The organism is Aquimarina sp. Aq78 (assembly GCF_900299525.1).
GTDB lineage: Bacteria > Bacteroidota > Bacteroidia > Flavobacteriales > Flavobacteriaceae > Aquimarina.
This window is the reverse complement of the sequence record NZ_OMKA01000031.1, coordinates 300338-322269: the sequence shown is the minus strand read 5'-3', so window position 1 is coordinate 322269 and position 21932 is coordinate 300338. Positions and strand designations below refer to the sequence as shown.

22 protein-coding genes are annotated in these 21932 nt (G+C 31.5%); 14 read left to right on the top strand and 8 right to left on the bottom strand.

What is annotated here, in order from left to right; translation table 11 throughout:
* Positions 1–51 precede the first annotated feature (51 nt).
* From DG435_RS24485 to DG435_RS24470, 4 genes are all read right to left on the bottom strand, one after another.
* Entirely contained in the window at positions 52–657 is a 606-nt protein-coding gene (locus DG435_RS24485; RefSeq protein ID WP_106792740.1) for a macro domain-containing protein, read from the bottom strand.
* A gap of 106 nt (positions 658–763) precedes the next feature.
* The gene (locus DG435_RS24480; protein WP_106792739.1) at positions 764–1798 is read right to left on the bottom strand and encodes a toxin-antitoxin system YwqK family antitoxin; all 1035 of its coding nucleotides are present in this window, start codon (positions 1796–1798) and stop codon (positions 764–766) included.
* 210 nt (positions 1799–2008) lie between these two features.
* Positions 2009–2461 (bottom strand): hypothetical protein, encoded by a 453-nt coding sequence (locus DG435_RS24475; RefSeq protein WP_106792738.1) that lies wholly within the window; start codon positions 2459–2461, stop codon positions 2009–2011.
* A gap of 103 nt (positions 2462–2564) precedes the next feature.
* Entirely contained in the window at positions 2565–3068 is a 504-nt protein-coding gene (locus DG435_RS24470; protein ID WP_106792737.1) for an N-acetyltransferase, read from the bottom strand.
* A gap of 307 nt (positions 3069–3375) precedes the next feature.
* On the opposite strand from DG435_RS24470, the gene DG435_RS24465 reads away from it, so the two are divergent.
* The 11 genes from DG435_RS24465 (at position 3376) to DG435_RS24415 (ending at position 12186) form a co-directional block, all read left to right on the top strand.
* The gene (locus DG435_RS24465) at positions 3376–4002 is read left to right on the top strand and encodes an HAD family hydrolase (RefSeq protein WP_106792736.1); all 627 of its coding nucleotides are present in this window, start codon (positions 3376–3378) and stop codon (positions 4000–4002) included.
* Positions 4003–4089: 87 nt separating this feature from the next.
* Entirely contained in the window at positions 4090–4830 is a 741-nt protein-coding gene (locus tag DG435_RS24460; protein WP_106792735.1) for a phytanoyl-CoA dioxygenase family protein, read from the top strand.
* Positions 4831–4842: 12 nt separating this feature from the next.
* Positions 4843–5505, top strand: a complete 663-nt coding sequence (locus tag DG435_RS24455) for a hypothetical protein (protein ID WP_106792734.1) — start codon at positions 4843–4845, stop codon at positions 5503–5505.
* 176 nt (positions 5506–5681) lie between these two features.
* Entirely contained in the window at positions 5682–6245 is a 564-nt protein-coding gene (locus DG435_RS24450) for a Crp/Fnr family transcriptional regulator (protein ID WP_106792733.1), read from the top strand.
* A gap of 300 nt (positions 6246–6545) precedes the next feature.
* A complete protein-coding gene (locus DG435_RS24445) occupies positions 6546–6740 on the top strand; it encodes a 4-oxalocrotonate tautomerase family protein (RefSeq protein ID WP_106792732.1) in 195 nt (64 codons plus the stop codon).
* A gap of 5 nt (positions 6741–6745) precedes the next feature.
* Positions 6746–7489 carry an SDR family NAD(P)-dependent oxidoreductase gene (locus DG435_RS24440; RefSeq protein WP_106792731.1) on the top strand — a complete coding sequence of 248 codons (744 nt, stop codon included), beginning with the start codon at positions 6746–6748 and terminating at the stop codon, positions 7487–7489.
* 11 nt (positions 7490–7500) lie between these two features.
* Positions 7501–7869 (top strand): nuclear transport factor 2 family protein, encoded by a 369-nt coding sequence (locus tag DG435_RS24435; protein WP_106792730.1) that lies wholly within the window; start codon positions 7501–7503, stop codon positions 7867–7869.
* 945 nt (positions 7870–8814) lie between these two features.
* On the top strand, positions 8815–10206 hold the full coding sequence (locus tag DG435_RS24430; RefSeq protein ID WP_106792729.1) for an RtcB family protein: 1392 nt from the start codon (positions 8815–8817) through the stop codon (positions 10204–10206).
* A 137-nt stretch (positions 10207–10343) separates the two neighbouring features.
* Positions 10344–11039, top strand: a complete 696-nt coding sequence (gene prfH / locus DG435_RS24425; protein ID WP_106792728.1) for a peptide chain release factor H — start codon at positions 10344–10346, stop codon at positions 11037–11039.
* A gap of 3 nt (positions 11040–11042) precedes the next feature.
* A complete protein-coding gene (locus DG435_RS24420; RefSeq protein ID WP_106792727.1) occupies positions 11043–11576 on the top strand; it encodes a tetratricopeptide repeat protein in 534 nt (177 codons plus the stop codon).
* Positions 11577–11625: 49 nt separating this feature from the next.
* The gene (locus tag DG435_RS24415; protein ID WP_106792726.1) at positions 11626–12186 is read left to right on the top strand and encodes a 3'-5' exonuclease; all 561 of its coding nucleotides are present in this window, start codon (positions 11626–11628) and stop codon (positions 12184–12186) included.
* A gap of 177 nt (positions 12187–12363) precedes the next feature.
* On the opposite strand, the gene DG435_RS24410 is transcribed toward DG435_RS24415, so the two are convergent.
* From DG435_RS24410 to DG435_RS25770, 4 genes are all read right to left on the bottom strand, one after another.
* Positions 12364–13677: a CsgG/HfaB family protein gene (locus DG435_RS24410; RefSeq protein WP_108840681.1), complete on the bottom strand. Its 1314-nt coding sequence runs from the start codon at positions 13675–13677 to the stop codon at positions 12364–12366.
* Between the two features lie 141 nt (positions 13678–13818).
* Complete coding sequence (locus tag DG435_RS24405; protein ID WP_106790870.1) at positions 13819–14487, bottom strand: response regulator; 669 nt, start codon at positions 14485–14487, stop codon at positions 13819–13821.
* A gap of 9 nt (positions 14488–14496) precedes the next feature.
* Complete coding sequence (locus DG435_RS24400; protein ID WP_159025426.1) at positions 14497–16431, bottom strand: tetratricopeptide repeat-containing sensor histidine kinase; 1935 nt, start codon at positions 16429–16431, stop codon at positions 14497–14499.
* A gap of 73 nt (positions 16432–16504) precedes the next feature.
* A complete protein-coding gene (locus DG435_RS25770) occupies positions 16505–16669 on the bottom strand; it encodes a hypothetical protein (RefSeq protein ID WP_159025425.1) in 165 nt (54 codons plus the stop codon).
* A gap of 202 nt (positions 16670–16871) precedes the next feature.
* On the opposite strand from DG435_RS25770, the gene DG435_RS24395 reads away from it, so the two are divergent.
* The 3 genes from DG435_RS24395 to DG435_RS24385 all read left to right on the top strand — a co-directional run bounded on the left by DG435_RS24395 (position 16872) and on the right by DG435_RS24385 (position 21907).
* Complete coding sequence (locus DG435_RS24395) at positions 16872–17534, top strand: hypothetical protein (protein WP_106790868.1); 663 nt, start codon at positions 16872–16874, stop codon at positions 17532–17534.
* Between the two features lie 10 nt (positions 17535–17544).
* Positions 17545–18258 carry a hypothetical protein gene (locus DG435_RS24390; RefSeq protein WP_106790867.1) on the top strand — a complete coding sequence of 238 codons (714 nt, stop codon included), beginning with the start codon at positions 17545–17547 and terminating at the stop codon, positions 18256–18258.
* Positions 18259–18349: 91 nt separating this feature from the next.
* Positions 18350–21907: a caspase family protein gene (locus DG435_RS24385; protein ID WP_106790866.1), complete on the top strand. Its 3558-nt coding sequence runs from the start codon at positions 18350–18352 to the stop codon at positions 21905–21907.
* Positions 21908–21932 lie beyond the last annotated feature (25 nt).

Sequence of the window (21932 nt, the reverse complement as noted above, 5' to 3'; positions counted from 1 at the left end):
CGATTAATCACTAATTAGCTATGATCACATATATAGTGTTGTAGATAGTTTTTATCCAATTATTTCGTCGTGACGTTTCCTTAAATTTTTCCAATTCATATTCGTTGTTGGATTTAAAAAGTTTTTATATGCAATAGACATTTGTCTTGCCGCTTCTTTAGGAGTAACTCTTCCAGTAGCCGTCCCCATTCCGGGACAAAGTACTTTTTCAATTTTAACCTTGTTATTTTTGTTATAGTTTGCAACAGCAGTAAGCATTGCGAAAAAAGAATTATAAACATTATCCGTTTTGGAAATATCTGTAGGTACTCTCATTGTTGGCGTGTGTGCTAAGAAAGGGTGATGTTCGTTTTCAGTAAGTACTATTATTGAAGTTCCGACAGGCTGTTCTCCATAAAATTCTTTTTGTATTCTTTTTTGAACATTATATTGGATTTTCATTCCAAAATAATTTCGAATAGCCAAATCTATTCCGCCATCCATTAAACCAAATGAATTTGCAGGACTAACCAAGCAGTCAAATTTCCTAACATATTCGAAATTTCCATTTACAATTTGAATTTCAGGAAATTCTTTAAAAGATTCTTTCCATTCAGTGCATAATTCTTCTTGAAGATCAATTAATGTTATTTCGAATAATTTCGGAGATGTCGACATTAGTTTATTTTTATTTCACTTAGGTAATTATCTACAACGTCTCTTGTATGGTGCGTTTGCATCCCGAAGGGTGCATATGCATTATACAAATTGTTAGGTGATGTTTTTAATAATCAGTCATTTTTATCATCATGGAGTTAAATTTTTTAAGAGATATTTCTGTTCCATTATCATCAAAATACTTCCAGCTGTCTTTTCTAACGCCTTTAGTGTTTTGATATTGATCATTAAACTCTAAGTCCTCGATTTTTGGGCTACCGTATATTCCCTTTGCTTTTAGTCTTCCATTTGTATACCAATAATTCCATAAACCCTTTTTATGATAAAAATATGTATTTTCATTATGATAATTAAATATATAGGTTTCATATTTCCCTTCAGATTCCTTTGCTCCATCATTATAATAGTATATCCATTTTCCAGTTTTTTGGCCTGCTTTTAAGTCACCTTTTCCCGCAACATTCCCGTTTGAGTGATATTCCACGTTTGGATTTTCTTCTACAAATCGACCTTGAGTATATTTTATTTGTTTTTCTATTTGTCCATTGGAATGAAATTTTGTGATAGTACTATCTTTTTTACCATTAATGTAGAACTCTTCTTTTTTTATTTGACCATTTTCGTATATTTCTAATTGTCTTCCATTAGGTTCATCATCTAAAAACCTCTGAATCTTAACAAGTTTACCATTATCATTCCATTTCTTCAATTCCCCAATTCGTACAGAAGATTCAAAATTTACAAAGTTTTTATATTGATGTTGAGATTCAAACACTAAAACCCCTTTTTTATTCCAGAATCTTTCGTAACCATTTTGTTCTCCTTTTAAGAAATCGTATTCACTTTCTTTACTTTCATCCAAACGAAACTGAATGGATTTCCCATCAAGCTTACCATTTCTTACTTCAAATATACTAGCGACTTTAGTTGTGTCTTCCTCAAAACAGCTAATCCACCTTCCATCTTTTGGAAATTGGCCATATCCGCTTGGAGGGAACTTATAAGGAGTATTATTATGGATATCCACAGATTCGTATTTCCAATAATTTTCTCCATTAAAAGAGATTTGCTGAATCTGATTTTTTTGAGCAATCAAACTTAAGCTTGTAAATATTAATATGATTGTATTCGATATTTTCATTGGTAATAGCACCTAACGGTTTGTGCATGAAACGTAGCGTATAAAAAGACGCTAATTTTTCGGATTAGCCACAAGCCAAATCTTTTGTATTTTGTTTTATCTTTTTTATTCTAAAGCCAAATCAAAAGATTTGACGGACTCCGTTTAAAGCTCTGAACTTTGGGTTAAGTACCAAAACCCGTATTAATTACAGTCATTGTTGTGCTTTCGCTATTTTTCCATCAAACTCAACCATTTTTTAATTCCGATTGTTGCTGGAAATTCAGTTTCTATTGGTGATATTCTTTTTCCAATATGGGTTTCAATATCAATTATTAAATTATCGAGTCGAATTCTTTTATTTAGATTCTTTTCGTAAATATCATAACCATAATGATTTTTCAATTTTTCAAAATCAACTTTATGCATTTTGAATAAGTCTTTAAAATTCAAAACGGTTTTAAGTTTTCTAATGTGAATGTTAATGTATTCAACAATATTGTCACTATCAGTTAAAGCTAATTCTTCTCCACAATCACATTTTATAAAACCTACTTGACCATATCTAGAACCAGTATGTTCGTATATTTCGTTTAAATAGTTTCTACAAGAAGGGCAGAACAAAGGGAATTTCTTAACATCTAATTGTACTCCCCATTCATTTCCTCTAACTATTAATTCCATTTTAAAATTTTAAAATTTCAAACACTATTTTAACTTCCCCATAATACCTTCACCGGTTTCATTGTCAATTAAACTTTTTTCTAATCCGCACCATTGGGTAGTTTTATTTCAATTCTTTCTCATAGAGATTATTAACTGATAATGGCAACTCTTTTGTTCCAACTTTCTTAAATCCTATTTTTTCGTAGTAACTACAAAGTTTTGAGTTTTTGGAGTCAGCATCAAGTCTTAAATAATTACAGTTATCCTTTTTAGCAATACCCCCTATTTGATTAATTATTTTAGTTCCAATTCCTTTTCCATTATATTTTTCTTTGACTACTAATGAATGAATATATTTTGCTTTTTTATTTTGTTCTCCCCAGTATAACAAGTCTTCATTCAGTATTCTAACCATACCTAAATTTTCCTCGTTTTGGTTATCGATAAAAAAGAACTCGTTATTTAGAATACCTTTTTCAACCCATTTAACCTTTTCTATAGGTGGATTTTTCCAATACTGCCAATGGTCAATATTCATTTTATTGATTTTTTCAGCAGTCTTTTTAAATAAGTCTAGGACTATATTTTTGTCTTTAATCTCAATCCGCTTAAATATAATATTCATTAATCAAAATTATTTTTCAAATTACCGCCAATGAATAGCTGTATATTTAGCTTAGCGGTGTTGGACAAATCTAGTAGATTTTTGATTAACGTAAAATTATTTACTACTACTTGAGTATATATTTTCTATTGTTTTCGTATTACTATGCCTCGATAAGATTTGGATATACCCAAATGGCACGGATTTGCACCTTAAATCCACCCATCTGGATGAAACTATTCGATTCATCAAAAATCCCTTAGATTTGTGAATGCATATTGCATATAAAGGACATATGTCTTTTGTATAATCGTTGTGAAGAATTGAGATGAATAATATTAAAACAATAGTTTTTGATTTATATAATACTTTGATTGAAATAAAAGAATCAAATCATTTCTTTTTGAAACTATTTAAAACTTCTCAGAACGGTTTCGATATGGATGTTTCGGCATACCTACAGCTCATGATGAAAAATGATCTTAACCAATTAAGGGATATTTTACCTCCTGAATTTAGCACATTATATGATAAAAAACTACCTGAGTTAGAACGAGAATTAAACTCTATCGTTATTTATGAAGAGGTTTTTAATGTTCTTAAAGACTTAAAAAAAGACTTTCGGATTTTCTTGATTTCAAATTTAGCATCACCATATAAGGAGCCAGTTTTTTATAATAATCTTGATCAGTATTTTGAGAAAATGGTTTTTTCCTGTGATCATGGGTTTTTAAAACCCGATAAAGAGATTTTTGAAGAAATAGAAAAATTGACAAGTCACAAACCAAATGAAATATTAATGGTTGGAGATTCTTTTAAATCAGATATTGTAGGAGCAAAAAACATGGAATGGAATTATTTGAGAATTAATCGTTACACTCCTATTTCAAAAGAGTATGAAATAAAAAACCTGAACGAAATTAAAAAGCACATAACAATGCATGAAAAGTATTAAAACGCATTTCATACGAAATATTGAGGCACATGCTTCCCATCAAAGTACAAATCTAACCTATAAAAGATAGTATCCATAAGCTAAAAAATGAACTACGCAAAGAATAGAATAGAGCTTGAAGAAAATGGATATTCTGTTTTAGCCAACTTATATTCAGAAAATGAAATAAGTCAAATTTTGACTTGTATAAAAAACACTGAACAAGAAGGGAATTCTTTTCTAAAAACAAAGGATTTGTTTGCAATTCGACAGCTAACAAAAAATGTTCCTGGATTAACCGAGTTACTGTTTAATGCAAAACTGACTACATTAATTTCTGACCTTTCTGAATCTGACTATTTCTTAACTAAAGCTATCTATTTTGACAAACCAAGTGAATCGAATTGGTTTGTAGGGTATCATCAGGATTTGAGTATCTCGGTAGACAAAAAAGTGGATTTAGAAAATTATGTGAATTGGACTTTTAAAAAAGACCAATACGGCGTTCAACCGCCAATTAAAATTTTACAAGATACCATCACAATCCGAATTCATTTAGACGATACAGACAAAAATAATGGAGCCCTAAAAGTAATTCCAAAATCACATCTAAAGGGAATAATTCGGCCAGATTCAAAAGATTGGGAAATTGAAAAAGAGCATATCTGTGAAGTTAAAAAAGGCGGAGTAATGTTAATGAAACCCCTAACTTTACACGCATCAAATAGAACAACTAACAGACAGAAAAGAAGAGTAATCCATTTAGAGTTAAATAAGCATAAGTTGGCTGAACCGTTGAAATGGTTGGAATATTGGAATGAAAAGACATATACTTATAACGATATCTAATAATTTAAACAAATGAGTCTGAAATCGATCATTCTTTTAATTACAATTCTAATTTTTGCATCTTTCAGCTCCGAAAAGAAGAGTTTTGAAGGTATCATAACTTACAAAGTTGAAATAAAATTTAAAAAAGACAACGTTCAATATCGAGAATATTTTGAGCAAAAGTTTGGAGATACATTAAAGGTATATTATAACAAAAACGGTGATATTTTTAAAGAATATCTCAATACAGGAGAAAGAGGTTATGATTTCAATTTATATCTAAACTCGAATAATTACTATTATGCGAAATGGAAAAATTTAGATACTATTTATCATTATAATGTTTCAGAACAAGCTTTAGAATTTGTCAATAAAACAAGTGGGAAATCAGAACAAATTTTAGGAAAGCCCTGTGATTATATTCAAATTGAAGGATTTGAACCAAATGGAAAACAAAAAGTAATACAAAAATATTCTTATAGTGGCTTTCCGTATTTAGAACCTGAACTTTTTAAAAACTTCGAAGATTTTTACACCTACGATTTGATTAAAGAAGCAAAATCACCTTTTATGAAAATGGAACTTGATTTAGGAGATTATATTGTAACATATACCGCTATTCAAATTGAATCAAAAAAATTAAATCAAAGTATATTCTTAATACCAAATGACATTCCTAAAAAAGAATATTAATCCGGTATAACTTATAAAACTAGAGTAGCGTAGTCATAGATCAAAGGCTTTTTCTATTGACAATAGTTCTAAATTTTATATGTTTAACAAGAAATAAAAATAACACAGAATAATCAATTGATTCAGGTATATTAGCCTTGCTTTGATTCGTATATTTAGCGTTAATAACAATTAAAATGATACATCCTTTACGACAACATATTGAAGAAATAATCAGCCTAACTGATGAAGAATTCGATTTCGTTTTGAGTCATTTTGAGCAAATCAAAAGACGTAAACATCAATATATCGTTCAGGAAGGAGAAATTGTTAACAAAGAATACTGGATCATAAAAGGGTGCTTAAAAAGCTATTTTATAGATCATACAGGAAAAGAACATATACTACAATTCGGGATGGAGAATTGGTGGATTACAGATTACGAATCATTTGTAAAACAAACCAAGTCCAAAACCTCTATAGACTGTATAGAAGATAGTGAGTTACTCTATATAACTTTTGAAAATAGAGAAAAACTAACGGCCAAAATGCATAAAATGGAACGTTTTTGGGCAAAAAAAAGTAAAATTGGTCGAATTGCGCTTCAGAATAGAATCTTATCATTACTAAAAAATTCGTCTAAAGAACGATATGAATTACTTCTCGAACACTATCCAAAACTTTTTCAACGTGTTCCCAAAAAAATGATTGCTGCATATTTAGGGGTTTCCAGAGAAACGCTTAGCAGATTAAACTCTTAATTTTATTTCTTTTACTTCATTTATACGCTTCAACCCGAATTATACATTAGAACTTCGTTATGAGACTTGAAAGTACCATAAAATATGGCATTTTCTTAGTTTTGGCATAGCATCGCTACGGTTAAACTGAAAAATGTAGTGCAACGGGTATATTTTGAAGTAGCTTCAAGAGGTAATAGATTTTCTAATGTATAATTCGGGTTAAAGTGATATGTATCACTTTAAAGAAGTGACAATCCTCCTTCGTAATAGTCTCATTCTACAACACCTTTGTATCACAATTAATTTAATAAAAAAGTCATGCCATACATTAACATTAAAGTTACCGATGAACAAGTAACGACAGACCAAAAACGTCAATTAATAGAAGGTGCCACACAACTCGTTGTTGACATACTGAGCAAAAACCCAAAAACAACTCATGTGGTTATTGAAGAAATACCCATCGAAAATTGGGGAGTGAACGGGAAACAGTATTTAGGAACTAAAAAATAAAGAAAATGAAAAACAAAACAGTAATTATTACAGGAGCATCTACAGGAATTGGTAAAGAAATTGCAAAATACTTTATAGCAAGAGAAAGTAATGTTATAATGAATTCTTCTAACGAAGAAAACTTAAAAAACGCTTATGAAGAACTCGGTTCTCCTTCGAATGCAATCTACCTGGTCGGGGATATAAGCAAACAAGAGACAGGACGAAAACTCGTAAGTCTGGCAATAGAAAAATTCAATACTGTAGATGTTTTAATTAATAATGCAGGAGTATTTTCTCCAAAACCTTTTTTAGATGTTGAAGAAAGAGATTTAGATCATTATTGGAATGTAAACCTAAAAGGAACCTATTTTACATCGCAAGCGGTGATTCCTCATATGATAAAACAACAAAATGGTTCAATTATAAACATCGGAACCGTCTTAGTAGACCATGCCATTGATGGATTCCCAGCAACAGCTCCTCTAACAAGTAAAGGTGCCATACATGCTTTAACCAGGCAACTTGCTGCCGAATTTGGTAAAGATAATATCAAAGTAAACACAATCGCTCCGGGAATAATTAGAAGCCCATTACAAGGTAAAATCGGAATTGAAGATGCTGATAGTTTAGCAGGATTGCATTTATTAAACCGAATTGGAGAAGCCAATGAAATTGCAGAAGCAGCATATTATTTGGCTACATCAAATTTTGTAACCGGAGAAACGATTAATGTGGCAGGAGGACATACAGTTGGACACGCCATCTAAAAAAATAAATTATGTATCAAGAAAATATAAAAGAAATCGAAAGTCTAATTACCAATTACTTTGAGGGAATTTTTTACGGAGATATAACCAAACTTGAATCTTGTTTTCATAAAAACGTATATATCTATGGAGATATCAAAGGTGTTGATTATTTAAAAAGCGTGAAAGAATATATCGAAGGAGTTAAAAGTAGACAAAGCCCTAGAGATTTAAACGAGAATCTAAAAATGAAAATTATAGGAATAGATATTATGGGTAAAATTGCCATGGCAAAATTACACGTCCCCATGCTAGGTTATAATTATTACGACTATTTATCATTAACCAAAATCAATAATGATTGGAAAATTGTAAATAAGCTATTCACTCATGTGCAATAAATAAAGTATTACCATTTTAACCTGTTGTGTATTTTGATATTTTTGAATTCCAAATTTGTCAATTCGAGTGCTTCGACCATGGGAAGAAGTGTATCGAGAAAGGATTTGGGATCAAAAAAGATGAAGAGTTTCTTATAGCGGATAAAGTCTATTAGAGCTATGAATTCTAATAAACTCTTTGAAGGGTTAAAAAATAACCTCATATTTGCGTCATAATTTTGAACCAAAAAACAAGTTTTAAGCCTATGTTATTATTTTTTACATATAAAAAGGACGCTGTAAAGCCGTTTTTAAATCAAGAATATAGGTAGTAAACTATACATAAGATATAAAAAACATAAGCGTCCAATATATTGGACGCTTTTTTTTATCATCTTTTTTTGTATATCTATTTTATCAAACAAAATGGTATTTGAGAGATAAACATCAGAACAGCAATTGGTTACCAAACAGGCTAATATTCGTTAAAAAACGGACAGGGATTCCCATGCTTAAAATCAACATAAAATACTGAATATCAATAAATTAAATTTAGAATTTTAGTTGCATAATTTAAAAATAGATTACATATTTGCACCGCAGTTCGTAAATTGCAAAACCATGAATAGTTAATCTTTAATAACCGAAGTAATATGATTTTTACAGACATATATTGCAACACTCCAAAAGAACCAAGTTCTTTTAAGAGTATGCTTCGGGACTTCACCAATACATAATTTCCATTATATATGAGAAGAAGTCCGAAGCCATAAAGTTTCGGATTTTTTATTTTTCCTTTTAATCAGACTACATTGTCACACTAAGTCCTTTGGTAAACTCAGGACAGGCTTTGTCGAAGTGTAATTGAAATCTCAATAAAATCTCTCGAAACATTTTATCAAGTTTATGTCAGTAATGAAAATTCATTACATCACTCATTATTGACAAATATCAAAACCTATACTAATGGGAAAGAAACTAAGCGGAAAAGACCTAATTAAATTAGGCTTTCCAAAGAATAATAGTATTAATGTGACTTTGGGTCAGATTAATCGATATCAAAAGAGAGTAAAAAAAGAACACATATTAATTGAAGCCAAAAAAGTATTGCTTAATCCAGAAGCATATCATGGTGATGGTATCTGGGGAAAGATAGCAGAGAGTTTATTAAAACCTGTAGAGGTCAAAAAGCATGCATTGAAAACAACTCGCTCTCCTTTTCAGATTTATGGTGAAAACGAAATTGATGAACAAGCAAAATATCAATTGTTTGATGCCTTAAAATTACCGGTTGCAACTGCAGGAGCTTTAATGCCAGATGCACATACTGGGTATGGCCTTCCTATTGGTGGTGTACTGGCAACAAAGAATGCTGTGATTCCTTATGGAGTTGGAGTAGATATTGGGTGTAGAATGTGTTTAACGATCTATCCAATAGCAATCTCTTACCTCAAAGGAAAAAAGCATCAGCTTGAGAATATACTTTCTGAACATACCAAGTTCGGAATGTATGAAACTCATAAGATAAAGCATGATCATGATATCTTCGAACGAGATGAATTTAAAACCATTCCGTTAGTCAAAAGATTGAAAGACAAAGCTTATAAACAATTAGGGACTTCGGGTGGTGGCAATCACTTTGTAGAATTTGGAGTAGTAACTATTACAGATACATCGAATGAATGGGGATTGAAGACTGGTGAATATTTAGGAGTGTTATCACATAGTGGTTCAAGAGGGTTGGGAGCCAATATAGCCAAGCACTATACTTATTTAGCTACTAAACAATGTCCGTTGCCAAAACATGTACAACAATTGGCATGGTTAGATTTAAATACTCACGATGGTCAGGAATATTGGTTGGCTATGAATCTTGCGGGTGATTATGCACAAGCTTGTCACGATGATATTCATGCCAGGATAGGAAAGTTATTAGGGTCTAAACCCATAGCAAAAATTGAAAATCATCACAACTTTGCCTGGAAACAAGAGGTTAATGGTGAAGAGTGTATAGTGCATAGAAAAGGAGCTACACCGGCCGCCAAAGGTGAATTGGGAATAATTCCTGGTTCTATGACGGCCCCGGGATACATCGTAAGAGGATTAGGAAACGAAGCAAGTTTACAATCTGCATCACATGGGGCTGGTCGCTTGCACTCTAGAAGAAAATGTAAAGAGAAATTTACAAAAAGTGAAATCAAAAAGCAGTTAAAAGCACATGATGTAACTCTTATAGGAGGAGGAATTGATGAGGCACCAATGGCATACAAAAACATTGAAAAAGTAATGGCCAATCAACAAGAACTCGTAGAAATTCTTGGAACATTTACGCCAAAAATTGTTCGAATGGATAAATAAAAGTTAGGGCGTTACCCAAAGGGTCGGGCTTTCGGCAGTCGCTCTCTGCGAGGAGCTTCAACAAAGCCTCAATCCCTAACGCAAAATTAAGACCTCACAGGTTTTAAAAACCTGTGAGGTCTGTAAAAAATAAAAAAATGAATCAAAAGATTATACAAATAACAGCAGGAAGAGGCCCGGCAGAATGTTGCTGGGTCGTAGCCCAGGTGCTTAAGTATTTTTTGGATGACATACGATATACAGGAATAACCTATAGCATCATGCAGAGAGTAAAAGGTATAGAAAACGGCACATTGCAATCTGCAACAATAAAGCTGCAAGGCAATGAAATAAACTCTTTGTTAAACTCGTGGTTGGGCACTGTACAATGGATAGGAACCTCAACTTTTCGAAAATATCATAAACGAAAAAATTGGTTCGTAGGTATCTATGAATTAGATCTTAAGCCGATAGAAAAAATAGCAGAAAAAGATATTGTATTTAAAACCATGCGAAGTTCGGGGCCAGGGGGCCAGCATGTGAATAAGGTAAATTCTGCAGTTAGAGCAACACACAAGCTTACAGATACAAGTGTAGTGGTAATGGATAGTCGTTCACAACATCAAAATCGAAAAATTGCTGTCGAACGATTAAAAACCAAAGTAGTTGAAGTCCAGTTAGAACAATTAAAAAAATCGATGGTAGACGAATGGGAAAATCACTTGAATGTTCAACGTGGTAATCCGATTAGAGTATTTAAAGGAACTGATTTCAAAAAGAAAAGAGAGACAAAAACCTTTAAAAACAAACGAAATCAATTAAAAAATGATTTATACAATCAATTAAAGAATTAGAAAATGAGTAATTTACTAGACAAATATTTATTTCAGGCATTAGACGCCTATCCTTATAACTTAGAGGAAGCCGTAGAGTCTTTGAACTACGCATTGTCTTATGATGAAAAAAATCCAATTGCATTAAGTCTTTTGGGTCAGATATATGCAGAAAATTTGAAGAATTATGAGGTTGCAAAAGAGTATTATCAGCATGCTTTAGCAGAGGATATGTATGCATTAGATGTATATCCAAAGTATATCAATGTCTTACTTTGGAATGAAGATTATGAGGAAGCCGAAAAACTAATCGACTTTGCCCTTACCGTAAAAGGAACAGATAAGGCAATGCTATATCTAAAAAAAGGGATTCTTTTTGAGCAAAAAAAGGACTATAAAAAAGCAATAAAATGTCTGAAGTTGGCAAAAGAGAATGCCTACAATAATCATTTCATCAATGACATAAAAGAAGAGGAAGAACGAATTAAAAATAAAATGCCAAAGAAGAAAAAATCTAAGGATAAGTCTTCTTCTAAAAAATCAAAGAAGAAATCATAAAGCACATCACTCTAGCTTTTGCTGGGGTGATGTATTGAAAATAAAAAAAATGAAAACAACAAATACAATTATAGTCATAGATCTAGAAGCTACCTGCTGGAATGGACCTATTCCTGCAGGCCAGGTCAATGAAATCATAGAAATAGGAATCTGCCTTTTGGATACTCAAACGGGAAGCATTTCTAAAAATAAAGGGATACTCATTACACCCGAGCAATCAGAAGTAAGTCCTTTTTGCACAGAACTCACTACGATCACTCAAAAATTAGTAGATCGAGAAGGTGTTTCTTTTGAAGCTGCCTGCGAAATGCTAAGAACTCAATACAAGGGTCATGAATACACCTGGGCAAGTTACGGGCAGTATGATCTAAACATGATGAAGAAACAATGTGCTAACAGAGGAATGAAATATCCTTTATCACAAAATCATATCAATGTGAAAGCGCTTTTTTCTGAAACTAAAGGATTACGAAGAAAGGTTGGGATGAAAGGGGCATTAGGAATTTTAGAAATCCCTCTGGAAGGAACGCACCACAGAGGAGTCGATGATGCCAAAAATATTGCTAAAATCTTACATTGGTGTATTCAACAAGATAATGATTTTGAATGATTAGTTTTTTCGTTCATAAAAAAAGCCAGTTACTTTCATTACTGCTTTTTATTATTTAAAACCGCGTTAGGACCTGATATCTTCTTCCTACTTCATCATCAATCTTAAAATAAATAGCCTGCTACAAACTTCATTTATTGTTACTTTTTATAATTATCATCCATAAATTTTGGAATATTACTTACCAGTTATCACATCTTTTTCTCTAAAATATCCTTTTTTACCATTAGGTAATGTGGCCATTACCCATTTTCCATCATCTGTTTTTTTCACCAAATCAAGTTCCATACCTCCAGGAAATTTGCCTAATTCTCCTGAACCCTCAGACGGATTTTCATAAGCTATTTTCCGCTTACTCCTTGGGCCTTTTATCTTTATTCGTTCGGTTAGTATTTTTTCGATATCAGATGCTTCCAAAAGTCTGTGTGGCTCTATTGTGATGCCCATATAAGCAAGAATCTCTGTAAGTTCTATATTCTCTTCTGCTCTTTTCAATCCACTTACATATGCTTTATTTTCAGAATCCATATTAACAGCCGTGCTATATAACTCTTTTGCTTTTTTATAATTACCCGCAACCTCATTTAACACTCCTATATTATAAACTAGTTGGGGATTATAAGGATCTACCTGATAAATAGCATCGTACATTTGATGAGCTTTATCAATTTCTTTTAATTTCACATATTTTTTTGCATCCTTAACCCGGTGTTTGAGTTTTTTATGTTTCACATTTTCAAAGACGAATGTATGTAAATTATAATACGGAGCGATATAATTTGCCAATCTGTATCCAATATTCTCGCAAGCATATTCTGCTATCTTATCCGGGCTCATCACTGCATCATATCTTGGTTTGGTATTTGATTTTGTGCTATCATGACTTGAAGAACGCCCGTTGGTTTGCCCTAAAACTTCCCCTGTTTCTACAGAGAGTATTTTCATTCGAGCTTCGGCCGAACATGTTCTTGTAAGCGAATATGTTCTAATTAATTTGCCTTCATCATTTCGATATGAATTTTCGCTCCTTTCATCTTTACTAGAATAAGAAACATTGCCTGTTATAATAGCATCGACTCCAAGTTTTTTCCCTATCTCAACCGCTTTTGAATCACTAATATCTCCTAATCCCAATTCCTGTTCATTAAGAATTTTTTCTAATTCTTCTCGCTCAACTATTGCATATATATCTGTACGCCCACCATTCATATAGGAATCCCCAGTTTTTCCTCTATATTCTTTTAACAGCGCTGCAGAAAGGTAATCTGCCATTTTACTTCCAATATCTACTCCTGCGGTTTTATATTCTTCATTACTTACATTTTCGAAATCTAGTATCGCTACTCTTTTTACATCACCTATATCTTTTTCTGGAGGGTTGAGTAACGAAGCTTTTAATGTAGTTTTAAAAAGTTGCGCCGAACATATATTAATCCCAAGCACTAGAATCTGTAACAGGAATAGATTCTTGATTTTTTTGTTTGCCTTCATGATTTGTGATTTTTGTGTACTCTTATTAGTTACACGTTATTTATAGATAAATGTATAACCCTTGTACTTGAATAGCTTGCGGAAATGCGCAACAGGAATATTTTTAAAAAAAGATTATACCAGTTTTGATGTGAAATGGTATTAAATCAACCCTATATCTTTTACAATACTAATAAGATGAGGAAGAGTATCGGCTTCAAAGAGTATTTTAAGATCCTGCAATCGATACTCTATACTTCTTTTACTACCAGAAGGGATGTTGTTTGCCTTAAAATGCTCAGAAATCTGTTTTTGATTAAGGCCTTTGGCTAATAATCCAAGGATTAATTTATCAGATGTGCTTACCTCTGATATGTTACTCGAGTTGCGAAGTAATGCTACAATATCCTCGGAGTAATACGAGGTACCTTGTAAAATTGATTTTATAGCCTTGCCCATGTCTTCTGCTTCTCGTCTTCCTTTTGAGATGTACCCATTAATCCTATATTCATCAATTAGTTTCTTAATCACTCCTACACGGTTTTCTATAGAAAAGACAATAATATCGAGGTTGGGTTGTATTTTTCTGACTTCCCGGATAAGATCCTCGCCAGAATATAATTTTCTTAGTTTATGATCTTCTCTAAAGGATAAATCTGTAATTAAAAGATCAAACGGAACGTTTTTAAGTAAAGAAGATTTTAGTTTAAGTAATGCATTATCGCAATAATCAGCAGTTTCAATGTGGGGGATATCAAGTTCTGTTAAGGTACTTTGTAGTCCTCTACTTATACTTTGTTGGTCTTCTGCGATCAGTATTTTTTTAAACATTACTACGCTCTATTTTTGAAATACTATAGTGGCTCTAAATCCTTGTTTAGGGCTTGTTTCAAAAGTAAACTTCCCTTTGATATTTTCTATGCGATTTTCCGCATTTACCAATCCATTAGTTTTTATAGCGTTAATATTGCACCCTTTTCCATTATCTATATACTTGATCACTCTTTTCTTTTCGCTGTCTTTTGCCATCAATGTTATCCTTTTACAATCGCTATGTTTTTTGGCATTGATAAAAAGCTCCTGCAATACTCTGTATACTGCTATTTTTTTATAATCAGGTATCGCAGTCCATTCAAATTCTGATACGTTAGTGATTACGCTTACATCACCAGTATTGTATTGTTGTATCAGGTTCATGAGTTCTCCATCAAAATCATCTACATCTATGGTTGCTGTTTCTATCGAAATATCTCTTGCTCTCAGATATATATTCTGCAACTTGTTTCCCAACAGTTCTTTTGTAGAAACAATAGGAATGTCTTCAGTTTTCTCTACAAAACTGGTTAAGTGAGAGATATCATTAGCCAATTCGTCATGAATCCTTTTAGAAATTCTTTTTTCGGTTTCATAGACTTCTATTTCTTTTTCTTTACTGTATTTCTGAACCAGATAATATCTAAAAAAAGCAATGGTAAGTAATAATATGATTCCAGCTAACAGATATATAATTTTTTGAGTTCTCTGCATAGAAACTTCTAGTCGTTGCTTCGCCATCATCACTTTCAGTTTTTTAATTTCTTCAGATTTTACCTGATCATCATAACGTATCTTGGCAAACTGCGTTTTTACCCGTAACTCCTGTTTCTTAAGGCTATCGCTTAATGTAATATACCTGTTTTTAATAACAACATCATTGGGTTGGGTTCTCATCAAAAACCGAAGTGCATCTAATTCTCCTTTTGGGTTTTTGATCCTCTTAGAAATTTGGATTGCTTTTTGAAACCAGGATATGGCTTTATTCCTATTCTTTTGCAAAAAATATTCTCCCAGATGGGTATAGCTGGCAACCAAACCTGGTTGATCATTATGTTTGATCCTGATATCAAGAGCTTTTCTAAACTCATCTTCTACATCTACAGCATCTTTACGCCATCTGGCATATGCTAGATTATCTGAAACTCTGGCTCGTTGTTTTGGTATCTTAATTATCAGAGAGTCTTTTAAGATATCTTTAAACAACTCAATTGCCTTTTGATATTCTTGAGTATCTATATATACAGTACCTAAATTATTTTTATAACTTATCTTATTTGCTGATGAAGGTCCTATATCTATAGATTTGTTATAATAGTGAATTGCATCCTCAAAATTTAAAAGTTTTCGACTATTAGTTGCTAACAAATTATATGCTGAAGCCATATACTTGATATTTTTTCCTTCAGCTAAAAATTGTAAAGCTTCTGTAACAGTTTCTTTACTACCAAAAAAGTCACTATTATTTTTTTGTATGTATGCCATATTCAATAACTTTTTCCCTATTTCAAGACTATCTTTTAACATCTTAAAATTGTTCTTAGATTGATTATAATAATAAAAAGCACTATCAGGAATAAATCGTATGGCATCAAGATAATAGGCTTTTAGGTAATTAGCTTTCCCTATGTAGTACAGATTATCGATTTTCTTTGCCTGCACCAGTAACATATCATTATAATATATCAAACTATCGTATTGTCTTTGCGAATAGTGAAGTACGCTTTTTCTATATAGCACTTTAGCATATAAGGTATCGTTTTGTTGTGCTGTTAACTGTCGATATGCTTTATCGATTGCCTGTTGTCTGTTACCTATCGTTTGTGCTTTATCTTTTGATACATCATAATAATAAACAATACTGTCTAAATACACATCGCCAAGATTAGGGCTTGTGGTGTACTTATTATGACAGGAAAATAAAAAGGGGGTAAGGAAAAGGATAAAAGCCTTATAATTCACTTTTCTTTGATTTATCACTAAAGATATAAAAGAAAAGCTGCATATAAAATGCAACCTTTCTTTTTCACAGATTTTATTCCTCATCATCCGGTTCTTCTATTACATCTTCGTCATCACCTTCTGTAGCATTGATATTTTCTAATTCTTCAATATCAGCCAGACTATCTTTTGTACAGGAAATAATCCCAAGGTTTAATACCATTAACATTGCAAATAAAAATTTAATTGAATTTCTCATCTTTTGAAACATTTAATTGTTAGAAAAAATGAGAGGCCTCTCATATGATTGATAACACTACGTTATCTTGTAACTACGAGAACAAAGTAAATGCAGAGATCATATTTTGGGATTGTCAAAGCTTGGACTTGTTGTGGACAATTTTTGGACACCAATAAATACAGTACTTAAGAGATGTCTAATTAATTTGTAATTTTACTTTATGAGTCAAAAGGTTATCAAAAAAATAGCATTATTGGTTTTTGAGAAAGCTAAAAAAGAACTTAGCAATCCTACAAAAAATGCGATTTGCAATCATATTTCGGAGGCTCTAGATAAAAATCCTGATATAAAAGGTAGCGTTGATGCCAAAACCATCAAGCGGGTATATGAAAAATTTATAGAAGGAAAAGAAAGAGGAAACCCCACCGAGGTCACTACTAATTATTTAATACAGTATTTAGGCTATAGAAACTATTCTGATTTTATAGACAAATCAACAAATTCATTAGAAAAAATAGATGCTGTAAAAGACGAGATTAAAACACCAAAAAAGAAAGTATTTAAAAAAATAACTCTAATAATTTCTACAGTATTCGTATTAATAATTGTCTTTATTTTTTCCTTTTTTGGAAGAGTGCACATCACTTCTGAACAAGATAAAGAAATTGTTGTTTTTGTAATCAATAAGGATAACCAAACCGAATTAGGAAGACTTACCAAGAAAAATCAATATCAATTTAATACCTGGTTATCTAAAGGAAAGACAGAGTTGTACTATTATTCATTAGAAGAACAAGATGGAAAGGAATATCCCGGTGCAGAAATTATAGAAGTACTGCCTTTCTGGAAATCAATGGCTCCCGTTATCTTATCAAAAATCTGAATTAAACAATATGAAGCACTTATATCTCACACTTGGTATACTCCTGATTTCCATAAATATATCAGCTCAAAACAAAGAGCAAATCAAACTTCTCGCCACAGAGCTTCACACCGATTATTATATCGAAAAAACATATCCAAAAGATCTTTTTGCAAACTATGTAGCTTCAGATAGCTTGTTCTCCATATTTCCCGACATGATCCGAAGTTTTGAATTTTCTCCTAATGACGATCTAAAGTTATATACCGCAACATGTGATCTAAGGGTAAAAAAAATAGAAAAAGAATATAAAAAGGATGAGGGTTTTTCTAATTTTTGGAAAGAAAACCTGAAAGCATGTTATGGTAAGTATGTACAATCATCACCAGAAATCAGGTTTGCTTTTGAGCTTCAGAGTACTACTACTATCTATCATATCAATGAGGTTGAGGTATATGTATACCATGCTAAAATTCCCTTAAGTACCGATCATGATTATTTTAATCATAAAAAAGACGAAAGAGAAAAACTCATTATTGATATTACTAAAATTGGTCAGGAACAAGTTTTGCAATTAAACCAGGCTCATGCGGTTAAAGATGGTGGACTTGCATTAAATCTAAGGTTATTTTCTTCAGAACATTGGAACGGTAGTTTTGAAAGAGTTAAAGTATTATTACATATCAATTTTAAGTTTACCAACGGGCAAATAATACAATCAGAGCCGTTTATGGTTGAAATGTAATATTAGGGTTGCGGATTGCCGCAAAAAGTTAGTATTGGAAACATTATTTTTATTGTAATTCAATCACAATATCAACTTAAATACGTTACCAATGAAACTTAAAGCGATACTACTTTTATTTTTCTCAATTACATTTCATTTATCATTTACTGTATATGCCCAAAACGAAGAAATTCTAGTGGCTCAGAAACCAACAACTGTAGTATCTAAGAGCTCTAGAACTCTTGGGATTAATTATAAACTAAGCGGAGATAAATCGAAACTAATTCTCCTGTCTGATGATCAAGTAGAAATATGGAATACAAACTCCAGAAGGATTCTACTGAAAAAAGAACATGAATCAGTAAGAAAAATAACCAATTTTGAAATTAACTATTCAGGAAACATATATGCACTGTTTAAAAGTAATCCGAAAATTAAAAAAAACCATATTATCGAATTCTATCGAATCAGGGAGCATAAACCATTTTTATCATTAGATTCAAAATCTAACAATTTGGTAGATGCTTTTACCAAAATAAGATTTAATAAACAAGGAGATAAGTTTGCGGTGATTCATAAAGAACATGGAATCGAAATTTACCAAAGTAATGAAGGGGACTTTTCCGTTTTAAAGCATTTGAAACCAAATACTTCCTTTTTTATGAGTATCCTAGATTTTGAATTTTCGAATGATGATACCCATTTCTTTATATATTCGGGTAGTGATATCAAATATGATGAACCGGTTGTGTATCAAAAATGGAACCTCAATTCATTTGAATTAGAAGAAAAAGTTGTTTCAAAAGATTTTGGAATCGATACCTGGGGTATCAACCAGGTATACTCCAATATGGGACATAAAATAGCTACTCCTGGGTGGAATCTTGAAAAAGGGTTGTTTGTTAACTGTAAATATATGCAATCTCTTTCGAGATCAAAACGAGTAGGAAATATCAACCCCAATGATAAGTCTTATTTAGAGGTATATTCTACTACAAGCGATAAAACGATCAACTTGCTAAGTCATAAGTACATATTTAATGAAGCTATTATTGCAGATTCAGAAACAGTGATTACTTCGGATGAGAGAAGAAATATCCATGTTTGGAATATAAAAACAGGACAACTCATCAATAGCCTAAAGACCAATGATATTATCAAAAAAGAAGATTTTGATCTATCATTTATGAAGAAAACATCCCGAATCAATATCATGAGAGTTGACCCATATAAGAAAGAGGTTTATTATAGTATTTCTTCATTAAAAGTGATACACGTTTGGAATTATGAATACAATACCGATGAAATTTTTCAATCGAATATAGTCAAAGTCGAATCTCCCTTTTTTACCTCTGATTCTACAATTATCTATAAAAAAGGAATGTATTTAGAACATTTTGATTTCAAAAATCAAAAAGCGATAGGTTTAAAAAAAGAAAACAATAAAAGAAAACTCTTCAGTTTTATATATAGTCGAACAGGTAATAAAGGTATTACCAAAACTAATGGTTCTTTAAAATTATGGAGTGCCAAACCACTTGCTGTAACAGATTCTATACAAATACCCGAATCTCCTTTTTATCCCTATTACATAAATAAAGATTTAAATTATCTGGCTCTAGTGGTATCAAAAGATATAAAAAACATGTTCTCTTCTCTAGAAGAAAACCCAAATAAGCCACCTGATTATGATAAAATGGGGGCAAATTTGCTAAAACACTTTTTGAATAAAATGATTAAACTTGATGGAAGCAAGGTAGATCCTCAACGTGTTAAAATCAAACTGTATCAAATTAAGGACTCCTCGTTTACTCCAATACGAGAAATCATTGTTCCAGGATATTTGATACAAAAAATTGATTTTGTACCAAAAACAAGTCAAATGCTAATTTGTACTTTTAATCTCCCAGTTTCATATCAGCTGGAGCACTATACTACTTTTATAAATTACATCTATGATATCGATCATAATACTTTAAAAGCGCTACCAAAAGAAGTTGACGGAATTACTAAAATAATCCCATCTACAAATACTATTTTTTCGTTAAAGCATAATGATAATAATCTGAATGAAGTCAAAATTATAAACCTGAATACCCAAAAAATTATAAAACAATTTACTTTTACTCAAAAAGGTATACGGAATAATGGAAAGTTCGATTTTATTAACAAAAATAAGGTATTCATATACGGAAAAAAGAATAATTTTATAGTAGATCTTACAACAAGAAAACATAGAATTGCAAAAGGTTCTATTAACAATTTTGATCGTAATGACGATCAAAAACTACTTGTAGCTGCAAACGGGAGTCTTGCTTTTTATAACGGCACTTTTAAAAATAAACTCTACAACAAATACTACCACATTGATAATCATAGCAGTATTACCATTCTTCCTAATAATTATTATTCAATTAAAGGAAAAGGATATGAATTGGTATCCTTGTTTAAAAACAACAAAATATACGGTTTTGAGCAATTCGATCTAAAATACCATAGACCCGATTTGGTTATAGCATCTATAAAAGAGACCATAAGCGATAGCATCTATAGTACCAAAGAGCTTTATGAGTTAGCCTATAAAAAAAGGCTACAACGAATTGGCAAAAAAGAAGAAGAATTACAATACGATAATGTACCAGAGCTTACCATTACAAATAAGTCTCTATTACCCAACAAAACAGATAACCAGGTAATCCATATTGATGTAAAGGCAACGGATCGTAAATATCAATTAAAAAATCTTCAAATTAGCGTTAATGGTGTTTTGATCAGAAATCCGGATTATGAGTTAAAAGAAAAATCATTTTCTAAAACTGTCCCATTGGTTTTATCTAATAAAAAAAACAAAATCTTGATATCTGTAATTAATGAACAAGGAACATCCTCTGACCAGGAGGAAATACATATAGAATATGTGGGGCAACCGATCTCTTCAGATTTGTATATCGTTTCGTTAGGAGTTTCAGAATATCAGCATCTAAAAAACACTCCTAACTCTTCAAAAGATGCTCAAAAAATAGCAGAAGCTTTTAAGCAAATTAATAAGACCACAATAAAATCATTAAGCTTAATCAATGAGCAGGTAACCCAAAATAATTTAAAACAAATTTCTGAATTTTTGTCACAAGCTAAAGAAAACGATGTGATTTTATTTTTTGTTTCTGGTCATGCAATTCAAGCAAAAAGTGAATATTTCTTTTGCACAAGTACTTCAAAAATTGACAATATTACCACCACTGGTATTACTTATACCGATTTTGATGATCTTCTTGGAAATACACGATCCAGAAACAGGCTACTCATATTAAATACATGTTATTCTGGTGAAGTTTTTGAAGCCAATACTATAAAAGAGATAGAAGCTGTTAATCTAATGAGAAAAGTTTTTGAGGATCTGAAATTAACCAATGGTACTACGGTTATTTCTGCTTCAGAAGGAACTAATAAATATTATGAAAGTAATACTAAAGGAAATGGGATAATAACGCTTGCGATTTTAGATATACTTAATTTGAAGGAAAAAATTACAGTTCAGGAATTTTGTAAAGACATCATTCAATTTTGTACAGCAAAAAGTAATGAAGATCCTTTTGAGAGTAAACTCAACAAAAACATTCCATTAATCAGACACAACAATATATATAATAACTTCAGGATGTGGTAAGCTCTGAAGAGTAGATTACGAACTA